The sequence below is a fragment of the Mesorhizobium sp. M0139 genome (assembly GCF_040322455.1).
Lineage (GTDB): Bacteria > Pseudomonadota > Alphaproteobacteria > Rhizobiales > Rhizobiaceae > Mesorhizobium.
Genome location: NZ_JAMYTN010000001.1, coordinates 89,267 through 107,904, shown reverse-complemented (window position 1 = coordinate 107,904; position 18,638 = coordinate 89,267). Strand labels below are relative to the sequence as shown.

The following is an 18,638-nucleotide window of genomic DNA, read 5'->3' as shown; positions in this document are numbered from 1 at the left end:
TTGGCGATCACGTTCAAGCGATGGAACCAAGAGCCTGTCATCTGCCTTAAATTGCATTCCTGCCGTGTGCAGGCCATCAAAATAGCGCCGGTTGCAGCCGGGGTTCTCGTCTGGCGCAAGGAGGTGTCAGATGACACGACGTCTTGTGGCGGCGATATTCTTTGCGGTGTTCGCGATGTCCGGCATCGCCGAGGCCAAAGCCGATCAATGCGCGGCGCGGACCGACTTGGTCAAGGCGCTCGGCGAGAAGTTCCACGAAAACCAAGCCGCTCGTGGCCTGGTGAACCCGAATGTGGTGCTTGAGATATTCGTCTCCGACCAGGGCACCTGGACCATCCTGGCTACCGACACACACGGCCAAAGCTGCATCATCACGGCTGGCGAAGGCTGGGACGGGGCGACCATGGCCGCAGTCTTGCCGGGCACCTGATAAAGACCGGTCGGAAGTCTGGAGCAGAGACGGAGTTCAGCGTGTGGCGGCCACTTCGGCATGGCCGCGCAGCAGTGCCATAAGGCGTTTGGCGTCCTTGGCGGCAGCCTCTTCGTCACCAGCCAGGATCGAGCGGATTAGCGCGACGTGGTGCTCAGCCGATTCGGCCAGTCCTGTGTCGGCCATGTAGCGGAACCAGAAGCGGCGGCTGTGGGTCTGCAGGGGCGCGGCCAGACGGGCCGCAAACGGGTTGTCGGCGGCCATCGCCAAGGCCTCGTCGAGCGCCTTGTCGGCCTGGATGAAGGCCAGCACATTGCCCGAGATGACGGCCTTCTGCATGGCAAGGGCTGCCTCATGAAACAGGTCGGCGGCCTCACGGGTGACGAAGCGGGCGGCCGAGCGCGCCAGCACCACCTCGACGCCGCGCCTGGCATCCAGCACGCGCAGCCAGTCGCCGGGATGAAGCGGGGCAATGGCGATGCCGGCGCGTGGCCTGACATCCAGCAGTCCTTCCCAGGCGAGGCGCTGGATCGCTTCGCGCACCGGCGTGCGTCCTAGCGCCAGCTTCTCGATGAGGGCGCCTTCGGTGACAAAGCTCGCCGGCGCCAGTTCCAACGTCACGATCATATGCTCGAGTACATGGTAGGCCTTGGCGGCGGCCGGCTCGGGGTATGCTGTCTCACTGGATATCAAAGGTGGGCTCCTGATATATCTCACATATATCATAACGAATTCCGCGTTGACAGCCGGTTTTCAAATAGATATACGGCTGATATATCAGATGGAGAGACGATCATGTGGACCGGAGTTTTCCCCGCCGTCACGACCAAGTTTACTGATGACGACCGCCTCGATCATGCCGAGATGGAGCGCTGCCTTGCTTTGCAGATGGAGGCAGGCTGCGACGGTATCATCGTCTGCGGTTCGCTCGGCGAAGGGCCGATGCTGTCGCATGACGAGAAGATCGAGGTGCTGAAGACTGCCCAGAAAGTTGCAGGCAACAAGCCGGTGCTGCTGACGGTCAACGAGGCGGGCACCCGCGAGGCGGCGAGCATCGCAAAGCGCGCGAGCCGGGAAGGCGCCAACGGGCTGATGGTGGTACCGAGCCCGATCTATCACACCAACCCGGAAGAGACGGTCGCCGCCTTGCGCGCCGTCGCTCAGGCCGGCGACCTGCCGGTGATGATCTACTCCAACCGCCTCGCCTACCGCGTCGACGTCACCGTCGACCAGATGGAGGAACTGGCCGCCGACAAGCGCTTCGTCGCCATCAAGGAGTCCTCCGACGACATCCGCCGCTCGACAGAGATCATCAACCGCTTCGGCGACCGCTACGATTTGTTCACCGGCGTCGACAATCTCGCCTTCGAGGCGCTGTCGGTGGGCGCCATCGGCTGGGTGGCGGGTCTGGTCGTCGCCTTCCCGCGCGAGACCGTCGCCATCTACCAGCTGATGAAGCAGGGCCGCCGCGAGGAGGCGCTTTCGATCTATCGCTGGTTCCGGCCGCTGCTCGATCTCGATGTCTCGACCTATCTGGTCCAAAACATCAAGCTTGCCGAAGTGCTCGCGATCGACACAAATGACCGCGTGCGCATGCCGCGCCAGCCGCTGTCGGGCGAGCGCCGCAAAGCGATCGAGAAGATCGTCAAGGACGCGCTGGCGGTACGGCCGAAGCTGCCGCAGTTCTGAAGGCTTTCTTCTCCCCGTGCACGTGCACGGGGAGAAGATGGCGGCAGCCAGATGAGGGGCAGCGCCGACGTGCAAGGAAATTCCAGGGACACAGAGGAGGGCCGCCGCCCCTCATCCGCCCTTAGGGCCCCTTCTCCCCGTGAACGGGGAGAGAGGGTAGATATCGCCATTGTCGGTGGCGGCATTGTCGGCATCTGCGCGGCGGCCATGCTGGCCGAGGCCGGGCGCAGCGTCACGGTCTTCGACCGCACCGGCATCTGCAAGGAGACGAGCTCCGGCAATGCCGCCGCCTTCGCCTTCTCCGACGTGCTGCCGCTGGCGCATAAGGGCATGATGCGGCACTTGCCGAAATGGCTTGCCGATCCGCTCGGGCCACTCAGCATCCCGCCGGCCTACTTGCCGAAGCTGTTGCCTTGGCTGTTGCGCTTCTGGCGCGCTGGCGCACCAGAAAAATATGAGGCGAGCCTTGCTGCTCAGGCAGGCATGATGAAGCTCGCCGAGGCTGAATGGATGGGCCTGCTCGACCGTTCCGGCACGCGGCTGATGCTGCGCGAGGACGGCTCGCTGGAGCTTTATGAAAGCGAGGCCGAATTTCAGGCCGGGCTGCCGGGCTGGGCGGCGCGCGAGCGCTTCGGCATCGGCTTTCGCCATGTCGAAGGCGACGAACTGGCGCGGCTGCAGCCGGGACTGTCGCCGCGCTTCATCAAGGGCACCTTCGTGCCGGGCTGGAAGACCGTCGCCGATCCGAAACTGCTCGGCAAGGGGGTGTGGGCCTATGCCGAAAGGCTGGGCGCGCGTTTCGAAAAGGCGCGCATAGAGCGCGTCGCCGCCAATCCTGATGGCGCGACGCTGACGCTGACGGACGGCACGACCAGGCAGGCAAGACATCTTGTCGTGGCCGCCGGGGCATGGTCGCATCTGCTGACGAAGGCGCTTGGCGACACCATCCCGCTCGAAACCGAGCGCGGCTACAACACGACACTGCCGAAGACCGCTTTCGACGTGCAGCGGATGCTGATCTTTTCCGGCCATGGCTTCGTCATCACGCCACTCGAGACGGGCTTGCGCGTCGGCGGCGCCGTCGAGTTGGGCGGTCTCGACCGGCCGCCGAATTTTGCGCGCTCGAAGGCCATGCTGGAAAAAGCCAGACAGTTCCTTCCGGGGCTGGACGCGTCAGGCGGCCGCGAGTGGATGGGCTATCGCCCGTCGCTGCCGGATTCGCTGCCGGTGATCGGCACGGCGCGAACCGCGCCCAACGTTGTCTACGCCTTCGGCCATGGCCATCTCGGCCTGACCCAGGCGGCGGCCACCGGCCGCTTGATCCGCAATCTTGTTCTCGGGCAAACTTCGCCGATCGATCTTGCTCCCTTCAGCCCGCAACGGTTTTGAGTTCGAGGAAATCATGGCCAAAAAATCCTTCTTTTGCATCGACGGCCATACCTGCGGCAATCCGGTGCGGCTGGTCGCCGGCGGCGGCCCTTTGCTTCAGGGGTCGACGATGATGGAGCGGCGGGCGCATTTCCTGGCGGAGTATGACTGGATCCGCACCGGGCTGATGTTCGAGCCGCGCGGCCACGATGTCATGTCGGGCTCGATCCTCTATCCGCCGACGCGCGAGGATTGCGACATAGCCATCCTGTTCATCGAGACGTCGGGCTGCCTGCCGATGTGCGGCCACGGCACGATCGGCACGGTGACGATGGCCATCGAACATGGGCTGATCAAGCCGAAGACACCCGGCGTGCTCCGGCTCGACACACCGGCCGGGCTGGTTATCGCCGAATACAAACAAGTCGGCGACTATGTCGAGGAGGTGCGCATCACGAATGTGCCGTCCTTCCTTTATGCCGAGGGACTGACGGTCGACTGCCCGCAGCTTGGCGAGATCACTGTCGATGTCGCCTATGGCGGCAATTTCTACGCAATCGTCGAGCCGCAGGCGAATTTTCGCGACATCGCTGATTATTCCGCCAGCGATTTCATCGCCTGGAGCCCCGTGGTGCGGCAGCGGCTCAACGAGAAGTACTCGTTCGTGCATCCGGAAAACCCCGGCATCAACCGGCTGTCCCACATGCTGTGGACGGGCAAGCCGACGGTAGCGGGCGCGGATGCGCGCAACGCCGTCTTCTATGGCGACAAGGCCATCGACCGTTCACCTTGCGGCACCGGCACCTCGGCGCGCATGGCGCAGCTTCATGCCAAGGGAAAGCTCAAGGCAGGCGACAGCTTCGTCCATGAATCGATCATCGGTTCGCTGTTCGAGGGCAAGGTCGAAAAGGACGTCACCGTCGCCGGCAAGCCGGCCATCATTCCCTCGATCGGCGGCTGGGCGCGGATGACCGGCCTGAACACCATCTTCATCGACGACCGCGATCCGTTCGCGCACGGTTTGGTGGTTAAGTGATACGGTAGGCTGCCGATCATCCACCGAGACCCAAGACTTGGACCCAGAGCGGGACCTCTTGGCGAAACCAGTCAGCGAAAGGTTAGCGCGTTGGGCGAGGCATCCACCGCCATAGTCGGGAAGTAACCCATGTTGCAGCTGGTCAGTACGGAATGTGGCTAAAAAACGAAGCCCGCCAACAACGCAAAGATTCGTCTCATCACCTAATTTTGACCGGGATTTCTTCGAAATGAGGTCGCTGGTCCAGCTGAATCGTCAAAGACATTGCGTTATGCCAATGATAGGGTCCGCGATAGTCCAGGGGTCGGGAGCAAAAAAACGGGCAATCGGAAGGCGTGCCGGCAAAACACGCTCGACGTTTGAAAAATCACGTTGCAATCCGGGCTCGAAACTTTACGACTAGGGGAAATACGAAAAGGAATGCGTCTGCATGGGCGACATTCCAGGGGAGCCATGTACACATGCAGTACTTTGTCCAGCAGCTTATCAATGGGCTGACGCTGGGATCGATCTATGGGCTGATCGCAATCGGCTACACGATGGTCTACGGCATCATCGGCATGATCAACTTCGCCCACGGCGACATTTTCATGGTCGGGGCATTCGCCGCCCTCGTCGTCTTCCTCATCCTCGGCTCCTTGTTCTATTCGGTGCCGGTCGTCCTGGCGCTGCTGATCATGATGATCGTGGCGATGCTGCTCACCAGCCTCTACAACTGGACGATCGAGAAGGTGGCGTACCGGCCGCTGCGCGGTTCGTTCCGGCTGGCGCCGCTGATCACCGCCATAGGCATGTCGATCGCGCTGTCGAACTTCATCCAGGTGACGCAGGGCCCGCGCAACAAGCCGATCCCGCCGATGGTCAGCCAGGTCTACAACATCAACGGCATCAGCGTGTCGCTGAAGCAGATCATCATCGTCGTCGTCACCGCCCTGCTGCTGGCGCTGTTCTGGTACCTGGTCAACAGGACTTCCCTCGGCCGGGCGCAAAGGGCGTGCGAGCAGGACCGCAAGATGGCGGCGCTGCTCGGTGTCGATGTCGACCGTACGATCTCGATCACCTTTATCATGGGTGCAGCGCTTGCGGCCGTCGCGGGCACGTTGTTCCTGATGTATTACGGCGTCATCGCCTTTTCCGACGGCTTTGTGCCGGGGGTCAAGGCCTTCACCGCGGCCGTTCTCGGCGGCATCGGGTCTCTGCCGGGCGCGGTGCTTGGCGGGCTTTTGATCGGCTTCATCGAGAGCATGTGGTCGGCGTATTTCTCGATCGACTACAAGGACGTCGCGGCGTTCTCGATCCTGGCGATCGTGCTGATCTTCCTGCCTTCCGGCATTTTGGGCCGGCCAGAAGTCGAAAAGGTCTGAGACAATGGCGGTTTCCGTATCCTCGGAGCGCGACACCGTCGCCTCCCCCGTGCAGCGTGCATTGCGCGAAGCGTTCTATGCCGGCGCCATCTCGCTGGGGTTGTTCATTCTCTTCATCGGCCTGAAGACCGACCAGAACATAAGCAACCAGCTGATCCTGGTGCAGCGCTGGTTGCTGCTCATCACCGTGGTCGTGCTGACCATGCTTGGCCGCTTCTTCTACATTGCATATGGCCAGCCGTTCATGGCCAATCAGAAGATCACCAATGTCGCCACCGGCCTGTTGCCGGCGAGCGTCGCGTCGCGCTTCTTCCTGCTTCCGGCCTTCATCGTCGCCGTCGTGCTGGCGGTTGTCCTGGTTGCGTTCGGCAGCGCCCTGCCGGTGTTGGTGGGACCCGATCTGGCCGGCTACCTTCAGTTCCTGCGCGCATTGGCCGTCATTTACGCGCTCGCTTGCGTGATCTTCTATTTCCGCTCCTTCATCCACGCCAATTTCACCAAGCTCGGGATTGCGGCGCTGGTGCTATACCCGATCCTCGTCGTCGTGGTGCTGTCGATCTACGCGTGGTCGATAACCGGCGGCCTGCAGGGCTCGTTGAAGTGGGTCGACAATTTCGGCATCCAGATCCTGATCTATGTGATGCTGGCCTGGGGGCTGAACATCGTCGTCGGCCTCGCCGGCCTGCTCGATCTCGGCTACGTCGCCTTTTACGCGGTCGGCGCCTATGCCTATGCGTTGCTCGGTTCGCAATACGGCCTGTCGTTCTGGATCCTGCTGCCCGCCGCCGGCGCCATGGCCGCCTTCTGGGGCGTTATGCTCGGCTTTCCGGTGCTCAGGCTTCGTGGCGATTACCTGGCGATCGTGACGCTGGCCTTCGGCGAGATCATCCGCCTGGTGCTGATCAACTGGCGTGAAGTCACCAACGGCTCGGCCGGCATCTCCGGCATCCCGAAGGTCACCTTCTTCGGCCTGATGACGTTTAATTCGACCGACCCGAACTATATCGGCAAGGTGCTGCACATCGCCCAGTCAAGCGCCTACTACAAGATCTTCCTCTACTATCTCATTCTCGGGCTGGCGCTGCTGACCGCCTTCGTCACCATCAGGCTCAGGCGCATGCCTGTCGGCCGCGCCTGGGAGGCGCTGCGCGAGGACGAGATTGCCTGCCGCTCGCTTGGCATCAACACCACCACCACCAAGCTCACCGCCTTTGCCACCGGCGCCATGTTCGGCGGTTTTGCCGGCGCCTTCTTCGCCGCACGGCAAGGCTTCGTCAGCCCTGAATCCTTCGTCTTCCTCGAATCGGCGATCATCCTGGCCATCGTGGTGCTCGGCGGCATGGGCTCGCTGGTCGGCATCGCGGTCGCCGCGCTGGTGATGATCGGCGGCACCGAGGCGCTGCGCGAACTCGATTTCCTGAAAAGTGTCTTCGGAAAAGATTTCACCCCGGAGCTTTACCGCATGCTTTTGTTCGGCATGGCGATGGTCATCGTCATGCTGTGGAAGCCGCGCGGCTTTGTCGGCAGCCGTGAACCGACGGCATTCCTCAGTGAACGAAAAGCGGTCTCCTCCTCCTTCACCAAGGAAGGGCACGGCTGATGAGCGCGACCTCCATTCAGAAGACCAATCCGGGTATGAAAGACGCCATCCTCCAGGTCGAGCATCTTTCGATGAAGTTCGGCGGCCTGATCGCCATCGGCGATCTGTCGTTCCAGGCCAAGCGCGGCGAGATCACCGCTCTGATCGGACCCAATGGCGCCGGCAAGACCACCGTCTTCAATTGCATCACCGGCTTCTACAAGCCGTCGGAAGGCATGATTACGCTCAACCGGGCCGACGGCTCGAGCTTCCTGCTCGAACGGCTGCCCAATCATGAGATCCCGGCGCGCGCCAAGGTGGCGCGCACCTTCCAGAACATCCGCCTGTTCTCGGGCATGACGCTGCTGGAGAATCTGCTGGTTGCCCAGCACAACAAGCTGATGAAGGCATCCGGCTATACGATCCTGGGCCTGTTCGGGATCGGCGGCTACCGCAGAGCCTCGGCTGAATCGGTGGAGCTTGCCAAGCACTGGCTGGAGAAGGCCGATCTTGTCGATCGCGCCGACGATCCGGCCGGCGACCTGCCCTATGGCGCGCAGCGGCGCCTCGAGATTGCGCGCGCCATGTGCACAGGGCCCGAACTTCTGTGCCTCGACGAGCCTGCGGCCGGTCTCAATCCGAAGGAGTCGGCTGCGCTGAATTCGCTGCTGATGGACATCAAGAGCAGTACCTCGATCCTGCTGATCGAACATGACATGTCGGTGGTCATGCAGATTTCCGACCATGTCGTGGTGCTTGAATATGGCCGCAAGATTTCCGACGGCAGCCCGCAATCGGTGCGTACCGACCCGCGCGTCATCGCCGCCTATCTCGGCGTCGACGACGAGGAGGTCGAGACGGTGCTGACCGAGGTTGGCGATGAAGACGTCATCGAGCAGCTGGACATCGGGCCGGATTCGGCTCACGGACCAGGCACATCGTCTTCCTATCTCGCCGGCCCGGTAAGCGACACGATCGGCCACAGCCAGGGCGAGCGGGTCACAGTGTCGAAGGGAGCTTCAAAGGCCACCCAATACGATACAAGAGCCAACTCCGCGCCAAGAGCACCGTCCGAGCGTCTAACGGCCAAGTCCAAACCGGCGGCCACCAAATCCCCGACAGGCAAGCCGCGCGGAGGGCGTAAGTGATGGCCGAGACAACGCTGCTCGACATCAAGGGCGTCGAGACCTACTACGGCAACATCAAGGCGCTGAACGGCGTCGATGTCCACGTCAACCAGGGCGAGATCGTCGCGCTGATCGGTGCGAACGGTGCCGGCAAGTCGACGCTGATGATGACCATCTTCGGTGCGCCGCGCGCTCGTGCCGGCTCAATCACTTTCGCCGGCACCGACATCACCCAGATGCCGACGCACGAGATCGCCCGCATGCGCATCGCGCAGTCGCCGGAAGGCAGGCGCATTTTCCCGCGCATGACGGTGATGGAAAACCTGCAGATGGGCGCCGGTCTCGACAATCTCAAGCACTATGACGAAGATGCCGAGAAGGTGTTCGCGCTGTTCCCGCGCCTCAAGGAGCGCATTGCCCAGCGCGGCGGCACGCTGTCGGGCGGCGAGCAGCAGATGCTGTCGATCGGACGTGCGCTGATGGCGCGGCCGAAGCTGCTGCTGCTCGACGAGCCGTCGCTGGGTCTGGCGCCGCTGATCGTCAAGCAGATCTTCGATGCCATCCGCGAGCTGAACCGCACGCAAGGGCTGACCGTGTTCCTGGTCGAGCAGAACGCCTTCGGCGCGCTCAAACTCGCCACGCGCGGCTATGTCATGGTCAACGGCAACGTGACCATGAGCGGCACAGGCAAGGAATTGCTCGCCAATCCGGAAGTGCGGGCGGCCTATCTCGAAGGCGGCCATCACTGATTTTGGAGCGGAATGTATGCATACGGTATTCCGCTCCAACTTGTTTGTTTGTCGCATGACCTTTGTCCGAAAAGTCTGCAACTTTTCGGGATCATGCTAGGGAGTCTTCATCATGCAAGGCATTCTTCACGAGGAACCTTCCATCTGGCAGTTCTTCTTCGTCACCTGTCTGCTCGGCGGCTGGGCGGCATGGATGACCGGCAAGGCCAGCGCCCAGACATGGCGCAGCCTGCCGGCGCTGTTCGCCTATCTGCTGGGCCTCGGCATCGGCATCAGGTTCATCCATCATGCCCTGTTCAGCGGCACGATGTTTTCGCTGCAATACTATGTCGTGGACACAATCGTGCTCATGTTATTGGGATTTGTCGGCTATCAATACACGCGTACGAACCAGATGGTGACGCAGTATAATTGGCTTTACGAACGGGCTTCGATCTTAAGCTGGAAACCGAAAGGTTGACGTTCATCATTAACGCCGTTCCGGGGATGAATCGGCGTGACAAGGGCCTGAAAATCGGCAAAGTACGCTTTCTGCGATAAGGGTGGGCATCGCATGAAAGTTTCATCCACGCCCACCTCGTAAATGGGAGCGTTTAAATGAAGAAATCACTTTTGTCCGCCGTTGCCCTGACCGCGCTTGTCGCGTTCGGTGGCAATGCATGGGCTGACGTCATCGTCGGCGTCGCAGGTCCGATCACCGGTCCGAATGCGGCCTTCGGTGCGCAGCTGCAGAAGGGTGCGGAAGCGGCCGTTGCCGACATCAACGCCGCAGGCGGCATGAACGGCGAGCAGATCAAGCTCGAAGTCGGCGACGACGTCTCCGATCCGAAGCAGGGCATTTCGGTCGGCAACAAGTTCGTCGGCGACGGCGTGAAGTTCGTGATCGGCCACTTCAACTCGGGCGTCTCGATCCCGGTTTCGCAGGAAGTCTACGTCGACAACAACATCGTCGAAGTGACGCCTGCGGCGACCAACCCGAAATTCACCGAGCGCGGCCTGTGGAACGTGTTCCGCACCTGCGGACGCGATGACCAGCAGGGCGGCATCGCCGGCGGCTATATCGCGACCAACTTCAAGGACGCCAAGGTTGCCGTCATCCACGACAAGACCCCCTATGGTCAGGGCCTTGCCGACGAGACCAAGAAGGCGATGAACGCAGCCGGTCTGACCGAAGTCATGTATGAAGGCGTCAATGTCGGCGACAAGGACTTCTCGGCGCTGATCGCCAAGATGAAGGACGCCGGCGTCACCCTGATCTATTGGGGCGGCCTGCACACCGAAGCCGGCCTGATCATCCGCCAGTCGGCTGACCAGGGCCTCAAGGCTACCTTGATGTCGGGCGACGGCATCGTGACCGACGAGCTGGCTGCGATCGCCGGCGATGCGGTTATCGGTACGCTCAACACGTTCGGTCCAGATCCGCGTCTGATCCCCGAGAACAAGGCACTGGTCGAGAAGTTCCGCGCCCAGGGCTTCGAGCCGGAAGCCTACACTCTCTACTCCTACGCCGCCATGCAGGTGATCGCCGAGGCCGCTGCCGTGGCCAAGTCGAACGACCCCGTGGAAGTGGCCAAGGCGCTGCACGAGAAGGGCCCGTTCAAGACCGTTCTGGGCGATCTCGCCTATGACGCGAAGGGCGATCCGAAGCTCCCGGGCTACATCATGTACGAATGGAAGAAGGGTCCGGACGGCAAGATCTCCTGGTTCCCGAAGTCGTAATTCGGAACACAGCTCTATGGAATGCCCGGCGCTCGCGCCGGGCATTTTTCTTTGGTGACAGGGCAAAGCGAGGGTGGCTGGATAAGCCGCTAGCCGGGGTCGAATTTGTGCGGGCACGACAATTAGCGTCACCTCGCGACGCCAATCGCACGCAGCTTTTCGAGCAGAGGTGCTAGAATCCCTTTTAAATCGGTTTAATCTCTCCCCGATTTTGGTTGCACTGCAGCATTTTCGCGTTAATCATGCCTCTGCCCCATCCCTCCCTGTCCGGAGCCTCCTTCCTTGGCCATCACGAAGATCCTCGTCGCCAACAGGTCCGAAATTGCCATCCGCGTCTTTCGCGCGGCAAACGAGCTCGGCCTCAAAACCGTGGCGATCTGGGCCGAGGAGGACAAATATTCGCTTCATCGGTTCAAGGCCGATGAAAGCTACCAGGTCGGGCGCGGGCCGCATCTGGCCAGGGACATGGGGCCGATCGAAAGCTATCTGTCGATCGAGGAAGTGATCCGCGTCGCCAGGCTGTCCGGCGCCGACGCCATCCATCCGGGCTATGGCCTGCTGTCGGAAAGCCCTGAATTCGCAGATGCCTGCGCCGAGGCCGGCATCACTTTCATAGGGCCGAAGCCCGACACGATGCGCCGGCTCGGCAACAAGGTCGCCGCGCGCAATCTGGCCATCGAGGTCGGCGTGCCGGTGGTGCCGGCAACCGAACCGCTGCCGGACGACATGGAAGCAGTCAAGCAGCTCGCCAAGACAGTCGGCTATCCGGTGATGCTCAAGGCATCGTGGGGCGGGGGCGGGCGCGGCATGCGCGCCATCCGCACGGAAGCCGACCTCGCCCGCGAGGTGATGGAAGGCAAGCGCGAGGCCAAGGCCGCCTTCGGCAAGGACGAGGTCTATCTCGAAAAGCTGATCGAGCGCGCCCGCCATGTCGAGGTCCAGGTGCTTGGCGACACGCATGGCAACGCTGTACATCTGTTCGAGCGCGACTGCTCGATCCAGCGCCGCAACCAGAAGGTCGTCGAACGGGCGCCGGCGCCCTACCTCAGCGAGGCATTGCGCCAGGAGCTTTGCGGCTATGCGCTCAAGATCGCGCGGGAGACCAGCTATATCGGCGCCGGCACGGTGGAATTCCTGCAGGACGCCGACACCGGGAAATTCTACTTCATCGAGGTCAATCCGCGCATCCAGGTCGAGCATACCGTCACCGAGCAGGTGACCGGCATCGACATCGTCAAGGCGCAGATCCACATACTGGACGGCTTTGCCATCGGCACGAAAGAGTCGGGCGTGCCGGCGCAGGCCGACATCAGGCTGAACGGTCACGCGCTGCAGTGCCGCGTCACGACCGAGGATCCGGAGCATAGTTTCATTCCGGACTACGGCCGCATCACCGCTTATCGCGAAGCCGCCGGTTTCGGCATCCGCCTCGACGGCGGCACCGCTTATTCGGGCGCGGTCATCACCCGCTTCTACGATCCGCTGCTGGAGAAGGTGACTGCCTGGGCGCCGACACCGGCCGAGGCGATCGCCCGCATGAATCGGGCCCTGCGCGAGTTCCGCATCCGCGGCGTGGCCACCAACCTCACCTTCCTCGAGGCAATCATCAACCACCCGCGCTTCGCCGACAATTCCTACACGACCAGGTTCATCGACACGACGCCGGAGCTGTTCGCGCAGGTGAAGCGGCAGGACCGCGCCACCAAGCTGCTCAACTATCTGGCCGACGTCAGCGTCAACGGCCATCCCGAAACCCGCGGCCGACCGATGCCCAAGACCGATGCGGCAGCGCCTGTCGTGCCCTATCTCAACGGCAATGTGCCTGATGGCAGCAAGCAGAAGCTAGACGCGTTGGGGCCGGAGAAATTCGCTGCCTGGATGCGTGAGCAAAAAGAGGTGCTTGTCACCGACACGACGATGCGCGACGGTCACCAGTCGCTGCTCGCCACCCGCATGCGCACGCATGACATTGCCGGCATTGCCGGTACCTATGCGCGCGCGCTGCCGCGGCTGCTGTCGCTGGAATGCTGGGGCGGCGCCACCTTCGACGTCGCCATGCGCTTCCTCACCGAGGATCCGTGGGAGCGGTTGAGCAAAGTGCGCGAAGCGGCCCCCAACCTTTTGCTGCAGATGCTTCTGCGCGGCGCCAATGGCGTCGGCTACACCAACTATCCCGACAATGTCGTGCAACATTTCGTCAGCCAGGCAGCGGCCGGTGGGGTCGACCTGTTCCGCGTCTTCGACTGCCTGAACTGGGTCGAGAATATGCGCGTCGCCATGGACGCGGTGGGCGCGGAGGGCAAGCTGGTCGAAGCGGCGATCTGCTACACCGGCGACATCCTCGATCCGGCGCGCGCCAAATACGACCTTAAATACTATGTCGGGTTGGCGAAGGAATTGCAGGCAGCCGGCGCCCATATCATCGCCGTCAAGGACATGGCCGGGCTTTTGAAGCCGGCTGCCGCCCGCGTGCTGTTCAAGGCGCTGCGCGAGGCGACCGACCTGCCGATCCATTTCCACACCCACGACACGTCAGGCCTGTCGGCGGCGACGGTGCTGGCCGGCGTGGAAAGCGGCGTCGACGCCATCGACGCGGCGATGGATTCCTTCTCCGGCAACACCTCGCAGCCTTGCCTGGGCTCGATCGTCGAGGCGCTGAAGGGAACCGAGCGCGATCCCGGCCTCGATCCGCAATGGATCCGCAAAATCTCCTTCTACTGGGAAGCGGTGCGCAACCAGTATGCCGCCTTCGAAAGCGACCTCAAGGGGCCAGCCTCGGAAGTCTATCTGCACGAAATGCCGGGCGGCCAGTTCACCAACCTCAAGGAACAGGCGCGTTCGCTGGGGCTGGAAACGCGTTGGCACGAGGTGGCACAAGCCTATCACGACGTCAATTTGATGTTCGGTGACATCGTCAAGGTGACGCCGTCGTCCAAGGTGGTCGGCGACATGGCGCTGATGATGGTGAGCCAGGATCTGACCGTTGCCGACGTCGAAAACCCGGCCAAGGACATCGCCTTCCCGGACTCGGTCGTCTCGATGCTGCGCGGCGATCTCGGCCAGTCGCCCGGCGGCTGGCCTGCGAAGCTGCAGAAGAAGGCATTGAAGGAAACCAAGCCGATCACCGTACGGCCGGGCTCGCTGCTCAAGCCAGCCGACCTCAAGGCCAGCCGCAAGGAGATCGAGCAGAAGCTGGAGCGCAAGCTCTCGGAGTACGAATTCGCCTCCTGGCTGATGTATCCGAAGGTGTTCACCGACTTCGCCGCCGCGCAGGAAACCTACGGGCCGGTCAGTGTGCTGCCGACGCCGACCTATTTCTACGGCATGAAGTCCGAGGATGAGATCTTCCTGGACATCGAAAAAGGCAAGACGCTTGTAGTGCGCTGCCTTGCGATCGGCGACGTCGATGAGAAGGGCATGGTCACCGTGTTCTTCGAGCTCAACGGCCAGCCGCGCCGTGTCCGGGTGCCGGACAGGGCGCATGGCGCCTCGGCGGCCAAGGCTCGGCGCAAGGCCGAGCCCGGCAACGAGGCGCATGTCGGCGCGCCGATGCCGGGCGTGGTCTCCGCCCTTTCGGTTGCCGCCGGCCAAGCTGTCAAGGCCGGCGACGTGCTGTTGTCGATCGAAGCCATGAAGATGGAGACGGCCCTGCATGCCGAGCGCGACGGCACAGTGGCCGAAGTGCTGGTCAAGGCCGGCGATCAGATCGATGCGAAGGATCTGTTGATCGCGTTTGGCTGACGCGCGGATCCATCACACTGGGGACGGCTGGCAGCAGCCGTTCACGAAGCGCCGATAATGGCTTGACCCGCCGCGCCTGCTCGGGCATCGAACCCGCTCCAATTTACCGCGCCAGAATCGCGGTGCGAAAAAGTAGCGGAGAAAAAACATGGCCGACGACATCACAGATACCAGCCAGACTGTTGCCGCCGGCCAGTTGCGCGCCTTCATCGAGCGCATCGAGCGGCTCGAGGAAGAAAAGAAGACCATCGCCGACGACATCAAGGAAGTGTTCGCCGAGGCCAAGGGCACCGGCTTCGACACCAAGGCGATGCGGTCGATCATCCGGCTGCGCAAGAAGGACCAGGCCGAGCGCCAGGAAGAGGAAACCATCCTCGATCTCTACAAGGCCGCGCTCGGCATGGTGTAAGGCTGTCTGGAAATTCCACTCCGGCTGATATCGCCGGAGCGAATTTCGAAACAGTCTCGGGCCAAGGAATGATGCTGGAACGGGCATCGAACCATGAGCGAATTCGACTTCGGCGCCCGCCGCGCCTCTGAATTCCGCCAACGCAGCTTCTGGGCGCTGTTCGCCGAACGGCATCCGGAGGAACGCGCTTCCATGGCGCGGCGCGGACCCTGGTTCTGGCAGCGCGGGCTGCCTGACTTCGCTCTGGTCCTGTCCATGTATGTCGCGCCGGCGCAAAGCCAAGTTGGCGTCTTTTTCGGCCGTAACGAGAAGTTCGGCGCGACCGGGGTCTGGTCGCGGCTGAAGCGGTTCCAACCGGCAATCGAAGACAGGCTGAAGCTCAGGCCGGAGCAGAGCTGCGAGGGCCTCGGCATCAATTCGATGTGGCGGGTGAACTGCTATGCCGAGGACAACTGGCCGGCCATGGCCGACTGGCTGGTGACGGAATGCTCGCGCTTCGAGCGCGCCGTCACCGACGTGCTGAGAGAGGGATAGCTATCAGGTGTTGGTGCAAAGCATCGGATCCTTCTTCGGCTCGCGCTGGCAAGGCGCGGTTCCGGTCGAGCGGTTGTTCTGGCGCGATCTAGTCCTTGTCGGCACGGCGATCAACATCACCTCGTCGGTGGCCGCGCTCATTCTGCTCGGCTTGAAGCTGCCGCTCGCCGTCGTCCTGGCGGTGCATTTCGCGCCCGTGCCCTACAACATCTTTCTGACCTTTGCCGTCTGGCGAACCACGGAAAAATCCAGTGGCGCCAAGGCTTCGTTGATGACGCTCGGGGCTACGCTTTGGCTGATCCTGGTGGTGGTTGTCTGAGAAGATTGACACGAAAAAGGGCGGCCGAAGCCGCCCTTTGAAGATGGTGGTCAAGCCGCGGCTTAAGCCGCCGGCTCGAATTTCAGCGCCACGCCGTTGATGCAATAGCGCAGGCCGGTCGGCGGCGGGCCGTCCTCGAAGACATGGCCGAGATGGCTGCCGCAGCGGGCGCAGTGGCATTCGGTGCGGACCATGCCGTAGCTGCGGTCGACGGTGTTTTCGACCGAACCGGGCACCGGATCATTGAAGCTCGGCCAGCCGGTGCCGCTCTCGAACTTGAGCTTGGATTCGAACAGCGGCTGGTCGCAGCCGACGCAGGAAAAGGTGCCGGCGCGCTTTTCGTAGAGCAGCGCGCAGCTTCCGGGCCGTTCGGTGCCATGGCCGCGCATGACCGCATATTGCTCGGGCGTCAGGCGGGCGCGCCATTCGGCGTCGGTGCGGGTGACAGGGTAGGTGTGGGTGTCCATTTGATCTCCTCAGCCTTGGCGGCTTGTTGTTGGTTGCAAGCTATATTCGCTTAGAGATAGGCGTTTGTTACGTGTTTTGCTCGCATTTTCAGCCGAGCTCCTACCCAATCGCCTGAAGATAGCGGGCGATCGACGCATGAAATGCCGTTCTTGCGCCGCCGATGATGTTCTGCTGCCACCACGCGCCGTAGATGTCGTCGAATTCGAAAGGCTCAAGTGCCGCCGCGATGCGTCGCACGGCCGGCGCATTGAGCGGAATGTAGTTCGGATAGCTGTACATGAAGCTGACATGGCGACGCGTCGGCGTCACCTGCAATATGTCGCCGGACAGCAGGGCGTTACCGTCATCGCGTTTCCAATGCAGCACCTGGCCGCCGGCAAAATGGCCACCGCAACGCACGAGTGTCAGCGACGGGTTTATGGCCAGCGTCTCGCCCGCCCAGCTGACGATGGCGTTGTGCGGCCGCATAATCCACTGGCGGTCGTCGGCATGGAGATAGATCGGCACGCCGCCAAACGCCTCGCTCCACTCGACCATCACCGAATAATAGTGGCAGTGCGAAATGGCGATCGCGGCCAGGCCGCCGCGACGGTTGATTTCGGCTACCGCCTCGTCGCTCACCATCGAGATGCAATCCCACAGCACATTGCCGTGCGGCGTCTGCGCCAGCAGCGCCCGCTGGCCGATAGCAAAGCGCGGCTCGATGCCGAAAGCGAGAACGCCGGCATCGTCCTTCATCACAAGCCTATGCCCGGCAGAGAGTTCTTCCCCAGTGATCCAGGCCTGGCCTTCCCAGCGCACATATTGCCGCTCGTCCTCGCAGATCGGGCAATTTTCTGGAGGGGTCTGCGTTGCCGCGAACTGGACGCCGCATTGCGGGCAAAGAAAGCAGGTCATCGGTTTTCCTCTCATATCAACGCTTGCGTGAGAGCTGCTTCGTCGCGGTTTCCAACCCGGCCAGCGTCAGTGGGAACATGCGGCCGCCGAAGAGATCGCGGATCATCGCGATCGAATGGGTGAAGCCCCAGTTTTTCTGGTTTTCGGGGTTCAGCCAGACCGCATTCGGCCATTGCTGGATGAGGCGGTCAAGCCAGACACTGCCGGCTTCCGGGTTCCAATGCTCGACCGAACCGCCGGGATGCGCGATCTCGTAAGGGCTCATCGAGGCATCGCCGACGACGATCACCTTGTAGTCGGGGCCGTATTTGTGAAGCAGATCGAAGGTCGGGATGGTCTCGGCATGCCTGCGCCGGTTGTCCTTCCAGACGCCCTCGTAAAGGCAGTTGTGGAAGTAAAAATATTCGAGCTGGCGGAATTCGGCGCGGGCGGCCGAAAACAGCTCCTCGACGCTCTTGATGTGGTCGTCCATCGAGCCGCCGACATCGAAGAACATCAAGAGCTTCACGGCGTTGCGCCGTTCGGGGCGCGTCTGCACATCGAGATAGCCGTGCTCGGCGGTGGCATGGATGGTGCCGGGCAGGTCGAACTCTTCCTCCGCACCCTCGCGCACCCAGCGACGCAGGCGCTTCAGCGCCACCTTGATGTTGCGGGTGCCGAGCTCGACGGCGTCGTCGAAATTTTTGAACTCGCGCTTGTCCCAGACTTTCACCGCACGGCGATTGCGGCTTTCATGCTGGCCGATGCGCACGCCTTCGGGATTGTAGCCATAGGCGCCGAAAGGCGAAGTGCCGCCGGTGCCGATCCATTTCGAGCCGCCCTGGTGGCGGCCTTTCTGTTCCTCCAGCCGCTGCTTCAGTGTCTCCATCAGCTTGTCGAAACCGCCGAGCGCCTCGATCAGTTTCTTCTCTTCCTCGGTCAGGTGCTTTTCGGCGAGCCGGCGCAGCCATTCCTCAGGGATGTTGGCGACACCGACGGCATCGGGGCCGGTGAGCGCCTCGATCCCCTTGAAGACATGCGCAAACACCTGGTCGAAGCGGTCGATATGGCGTTCGTCCTTCACAAGCGCGGCGCGGGCGAGGTAGTAAAAACCCTCGACGTCATAGTCGACCAGCCCGGCCTCCAGCCCTTCCAGCAGCGACAGATATTCCCTGAGCGAAACGGGAACCCGCGCGGCCTTCAGTTCGAGAAAGAAGGGGAGGAACATGG

17 protein-coding genes and 1 pseudogene are annotated in these 18,638 nt (G+C 62.3%); 14 read left to right on the top strand and 4 right to left on the bottom strand.

Going from position 1 to position 18,638, the window contains the following annotated elements; translation table 11 throughout:
- Window positions 1-130 precede the first annotated feature (130 nt).
- Window positions 131-430, top strand: a complete 300-nt coding sequence (locus NKJ58_RS00555; RefSeq protein ID WP_023684132.1) for a hypothetical protein — start codon at window positions 131-133, stop codon at window positions 428-430.
- A gap of 36 nt (window positions 431-466) precedes the next feature.
- Here NKJ58_RS00555 and NKJ58_RS00550 read toward each other — a convergent pair whose 3' ends face one another.
- A complete protein-coding gene (locus tag NKJ58_RS00550) occupies window positions 467-1,156 on the bottom strand; it encodes a GntR family transcriptional regulator (RefSeq protein WP_352497646.1) in 690 nt (229 codons plus the stop codon).
- Window positions 1,157-1,225: 69 nt separating this feature from the next.
- On the opposite strand from NKJ58_RS00550, the gene NKJ58_RS00545 reads away from it, so the two are divergent.
- The 13 genes and pseudogenes from NKJ58_RS00545 (at window position 1,226) to NKJ58_RS00485 (ending at window position 16,064) form a co-directional block, all read left to right on the top strand.
- Window positions 1,226-2,119: a dihydrodipicolinate synthase family protein gene (locus tag NKJ58_RS00545; protein WP_352519121.1), complete on the top strand. Its 894-nt coding sequence runs from the start codon at window positions 1,226-1,228 to the stop codon at window positions 2,117-2,119.
- 51 nt (window positions 2,120-2,170) lie between these two features.
- Window positions 2,171-3,508: an NAD(P)/FAD-dependent oxidoreductase gene (locus NKJ58_RS00540; protein ID WP_031197165.1), complete on the top strand. Its 1,338-nt coding sequence runs from the start codon at window positions 2,171-2,173 to the stop codon at window positions 3,506-3,508.
- Between the two features lie 13 nt (window positions 3,509-3,521).
- Window positions 3,522-4,523: a 4-hydroxyproline epimerase gene (locus tag NKJ58_RS00535; protein ID WP_352852695.1), complete on the top strand. Its 1,002-nt coding sequence runs from the start codon at window positions 3,522-3,524 to the stop codon at window positions 4,521-4,523.
- Window positions 4,524-4,984: 461 nt separating this feature from the next.
- Window positions 4,985-5,887 (top strand): branched-chain amino acid ABC transporter permease, encoded by a 903-nt coding sequence (locus NKJ58_RS00530; protein ID WP_023668715.1) that lies wholly within the window; start codon window positions 4,985-4,987, stop codon window positions 5,885-5,887.
- Window positions 5,888-5,891: 4 nt separating this feature from the next.
- On the top strand, window positions 5,892-7,487 hold the full coding sequence (gene livM, locus NKJ58_RS00525; RefSeq protein WP_023668716.1) for a high-affinity branched-chain amino acid ABC transporter permease LivM: 1,596 nt from the start codon (window positions 5,892-5,894) through the stop codon (window positions 7,485-7,487).
- A pseudogene (locus NKJ58_RS00520) lies at window positions 7,487-8,593 on the top strand (ABC transporter ATP-binding protein); the annotation flags it as partial. The gene livM and the pseudogene NKJ58_RS00520, both read left to right, overlap by 1 nt.
- A 20-nt stretch (window positions 8,594-8,613) precedes the next feature.
- On the top strand, window positions 8,614-9,342 hold the full coding sequence (locus NKJ58_RS00515; protein ID WP_023668718.1) for an ABC transporter ATP-binding protein: 729 nt from the start codon (window positions 8,614-8,616) through the stop codon (window positions 9,340-9,342).
- A 112-nt stretch (window positions 9,343-9,454) separates the two neighbouring features.
- The gene (locus NKJ58_RS00510) at window positions 9,455-9,802 is read left to right on the top strand and encodes a DUF6867 family protein (RefSeq protein WP_352519120.1); all 348 of its coding nucleotides are present in this window, start codon (window positions 9,455-9,457) and stop codon (window positions 9,800-9,802) included.
- 137 nt (window positions 9,803-9,939) lie between these two features.
- The gene (locus NKJ58_RS00505; RefSeq protein ID WP_023668720.1) at window positions 9,940-11,061 is read left to right on the top strand and encodes a branched-chain amino acid ABC transporter substrate-binding protein; all 1,122 of its coding nucleotides are present in this window, start codon (window positions 9,940-9,942) and stop codon (window positions 11,059-11,061) included.
- Window positions 11,062-11,343: 282 nt separating this feature from the next.
- Window positions 11,344-14,802: a pyruvate carboxylase gene (gene pyc / locus NKJ58_RS00500; protein WP_352519119.1), complete on the top strand. Its 3,459-nt coding sequence runs from the start codon at window positions 11,344-11,346 to the stop codon at window positions 14,800-14,802.
- A gap of 148 nt (window positions 14,803-14,950) precedes the next feature.
- A complete protein-coding gene (locus NKJ58_RS00495) occupies window positions 14,951-15,211 on the top strand; it encodes a DUF2312 domain-containing protein (protein ID WP_023668722.1) in 261 nt (86 codons plus the stop codon).
- A 93-nt stretch (window positions 15,212-15,304) separates the two neighbouring features.
- A complete protein-coding gene (locus tag NKJ58_RS00490; protein ID WP_023684140.1) occupies window positions 15,305-15,745 on the top strand; it encodes a hypothetical protein in 441 nt (146 codons plus the stop codon).
- Window positions 15,746-15,752: 7 nt separating this feature from the next.
- The gene (locus NKJ58_RS00485; RefSeq protein WP_031196451.1) at window positions 15,753-16,064 is read left to right on the top strand and encodes a hypothetical protein; all 312 of its coding nucleotides are present in this window, start codon (window positions 15,753-15,755) and stop codon (window positions 16,062-16,064) included.
- Between the two features lie 62 nt (window positions 16,065-16,126).
- Here NKJ58_RS00485 and msrB read toward each other — a convergent pair whose 3' ends face one another.
- From msrB to NKJ58_RS00470, 3 genes are all read right to left on the bottom strand, one after another.
- On the bottom strand, window positions 16,127-16,531 hold the full coding sequence (gene msrB / locus NKJ58_RS00480; RefSeq protein WP_013529102.1) for a peptide-methionine (R)-S-oxide reductase MsrB: 405 nt from the start codon (window positions 16,529-16,531) through the stop codon (window positions 16,127-16,129).
- Window positions 16,532-16,631: 100 nt separating this feature from the next.
- Entirely contained in the window at window positions 16,632-17,429 is a 798-nt protein-coding gene (locus NKJ58_RS00475; RefSeq protein ID WP_023684142.1) for an MBL fold metallo-hydrolase, read from the bottom strand.
- A 16-nt stretch (window positions 17,430-17,445) separates the two neighbouring features.
- Window positions 17,446-18,636: a vWA domain-containing protein gene (locus NKJ58_RS00470; protein ID WP_352519118.1), complete on the bottom strand. Its 1,191-nt coding sequence runs from the start codon at window positions 18,634-18,636 to the stop codon at window positions 17,446-17,448.
- Window positions 18,637-18,638: the final 2 nt, after the last annotated feature.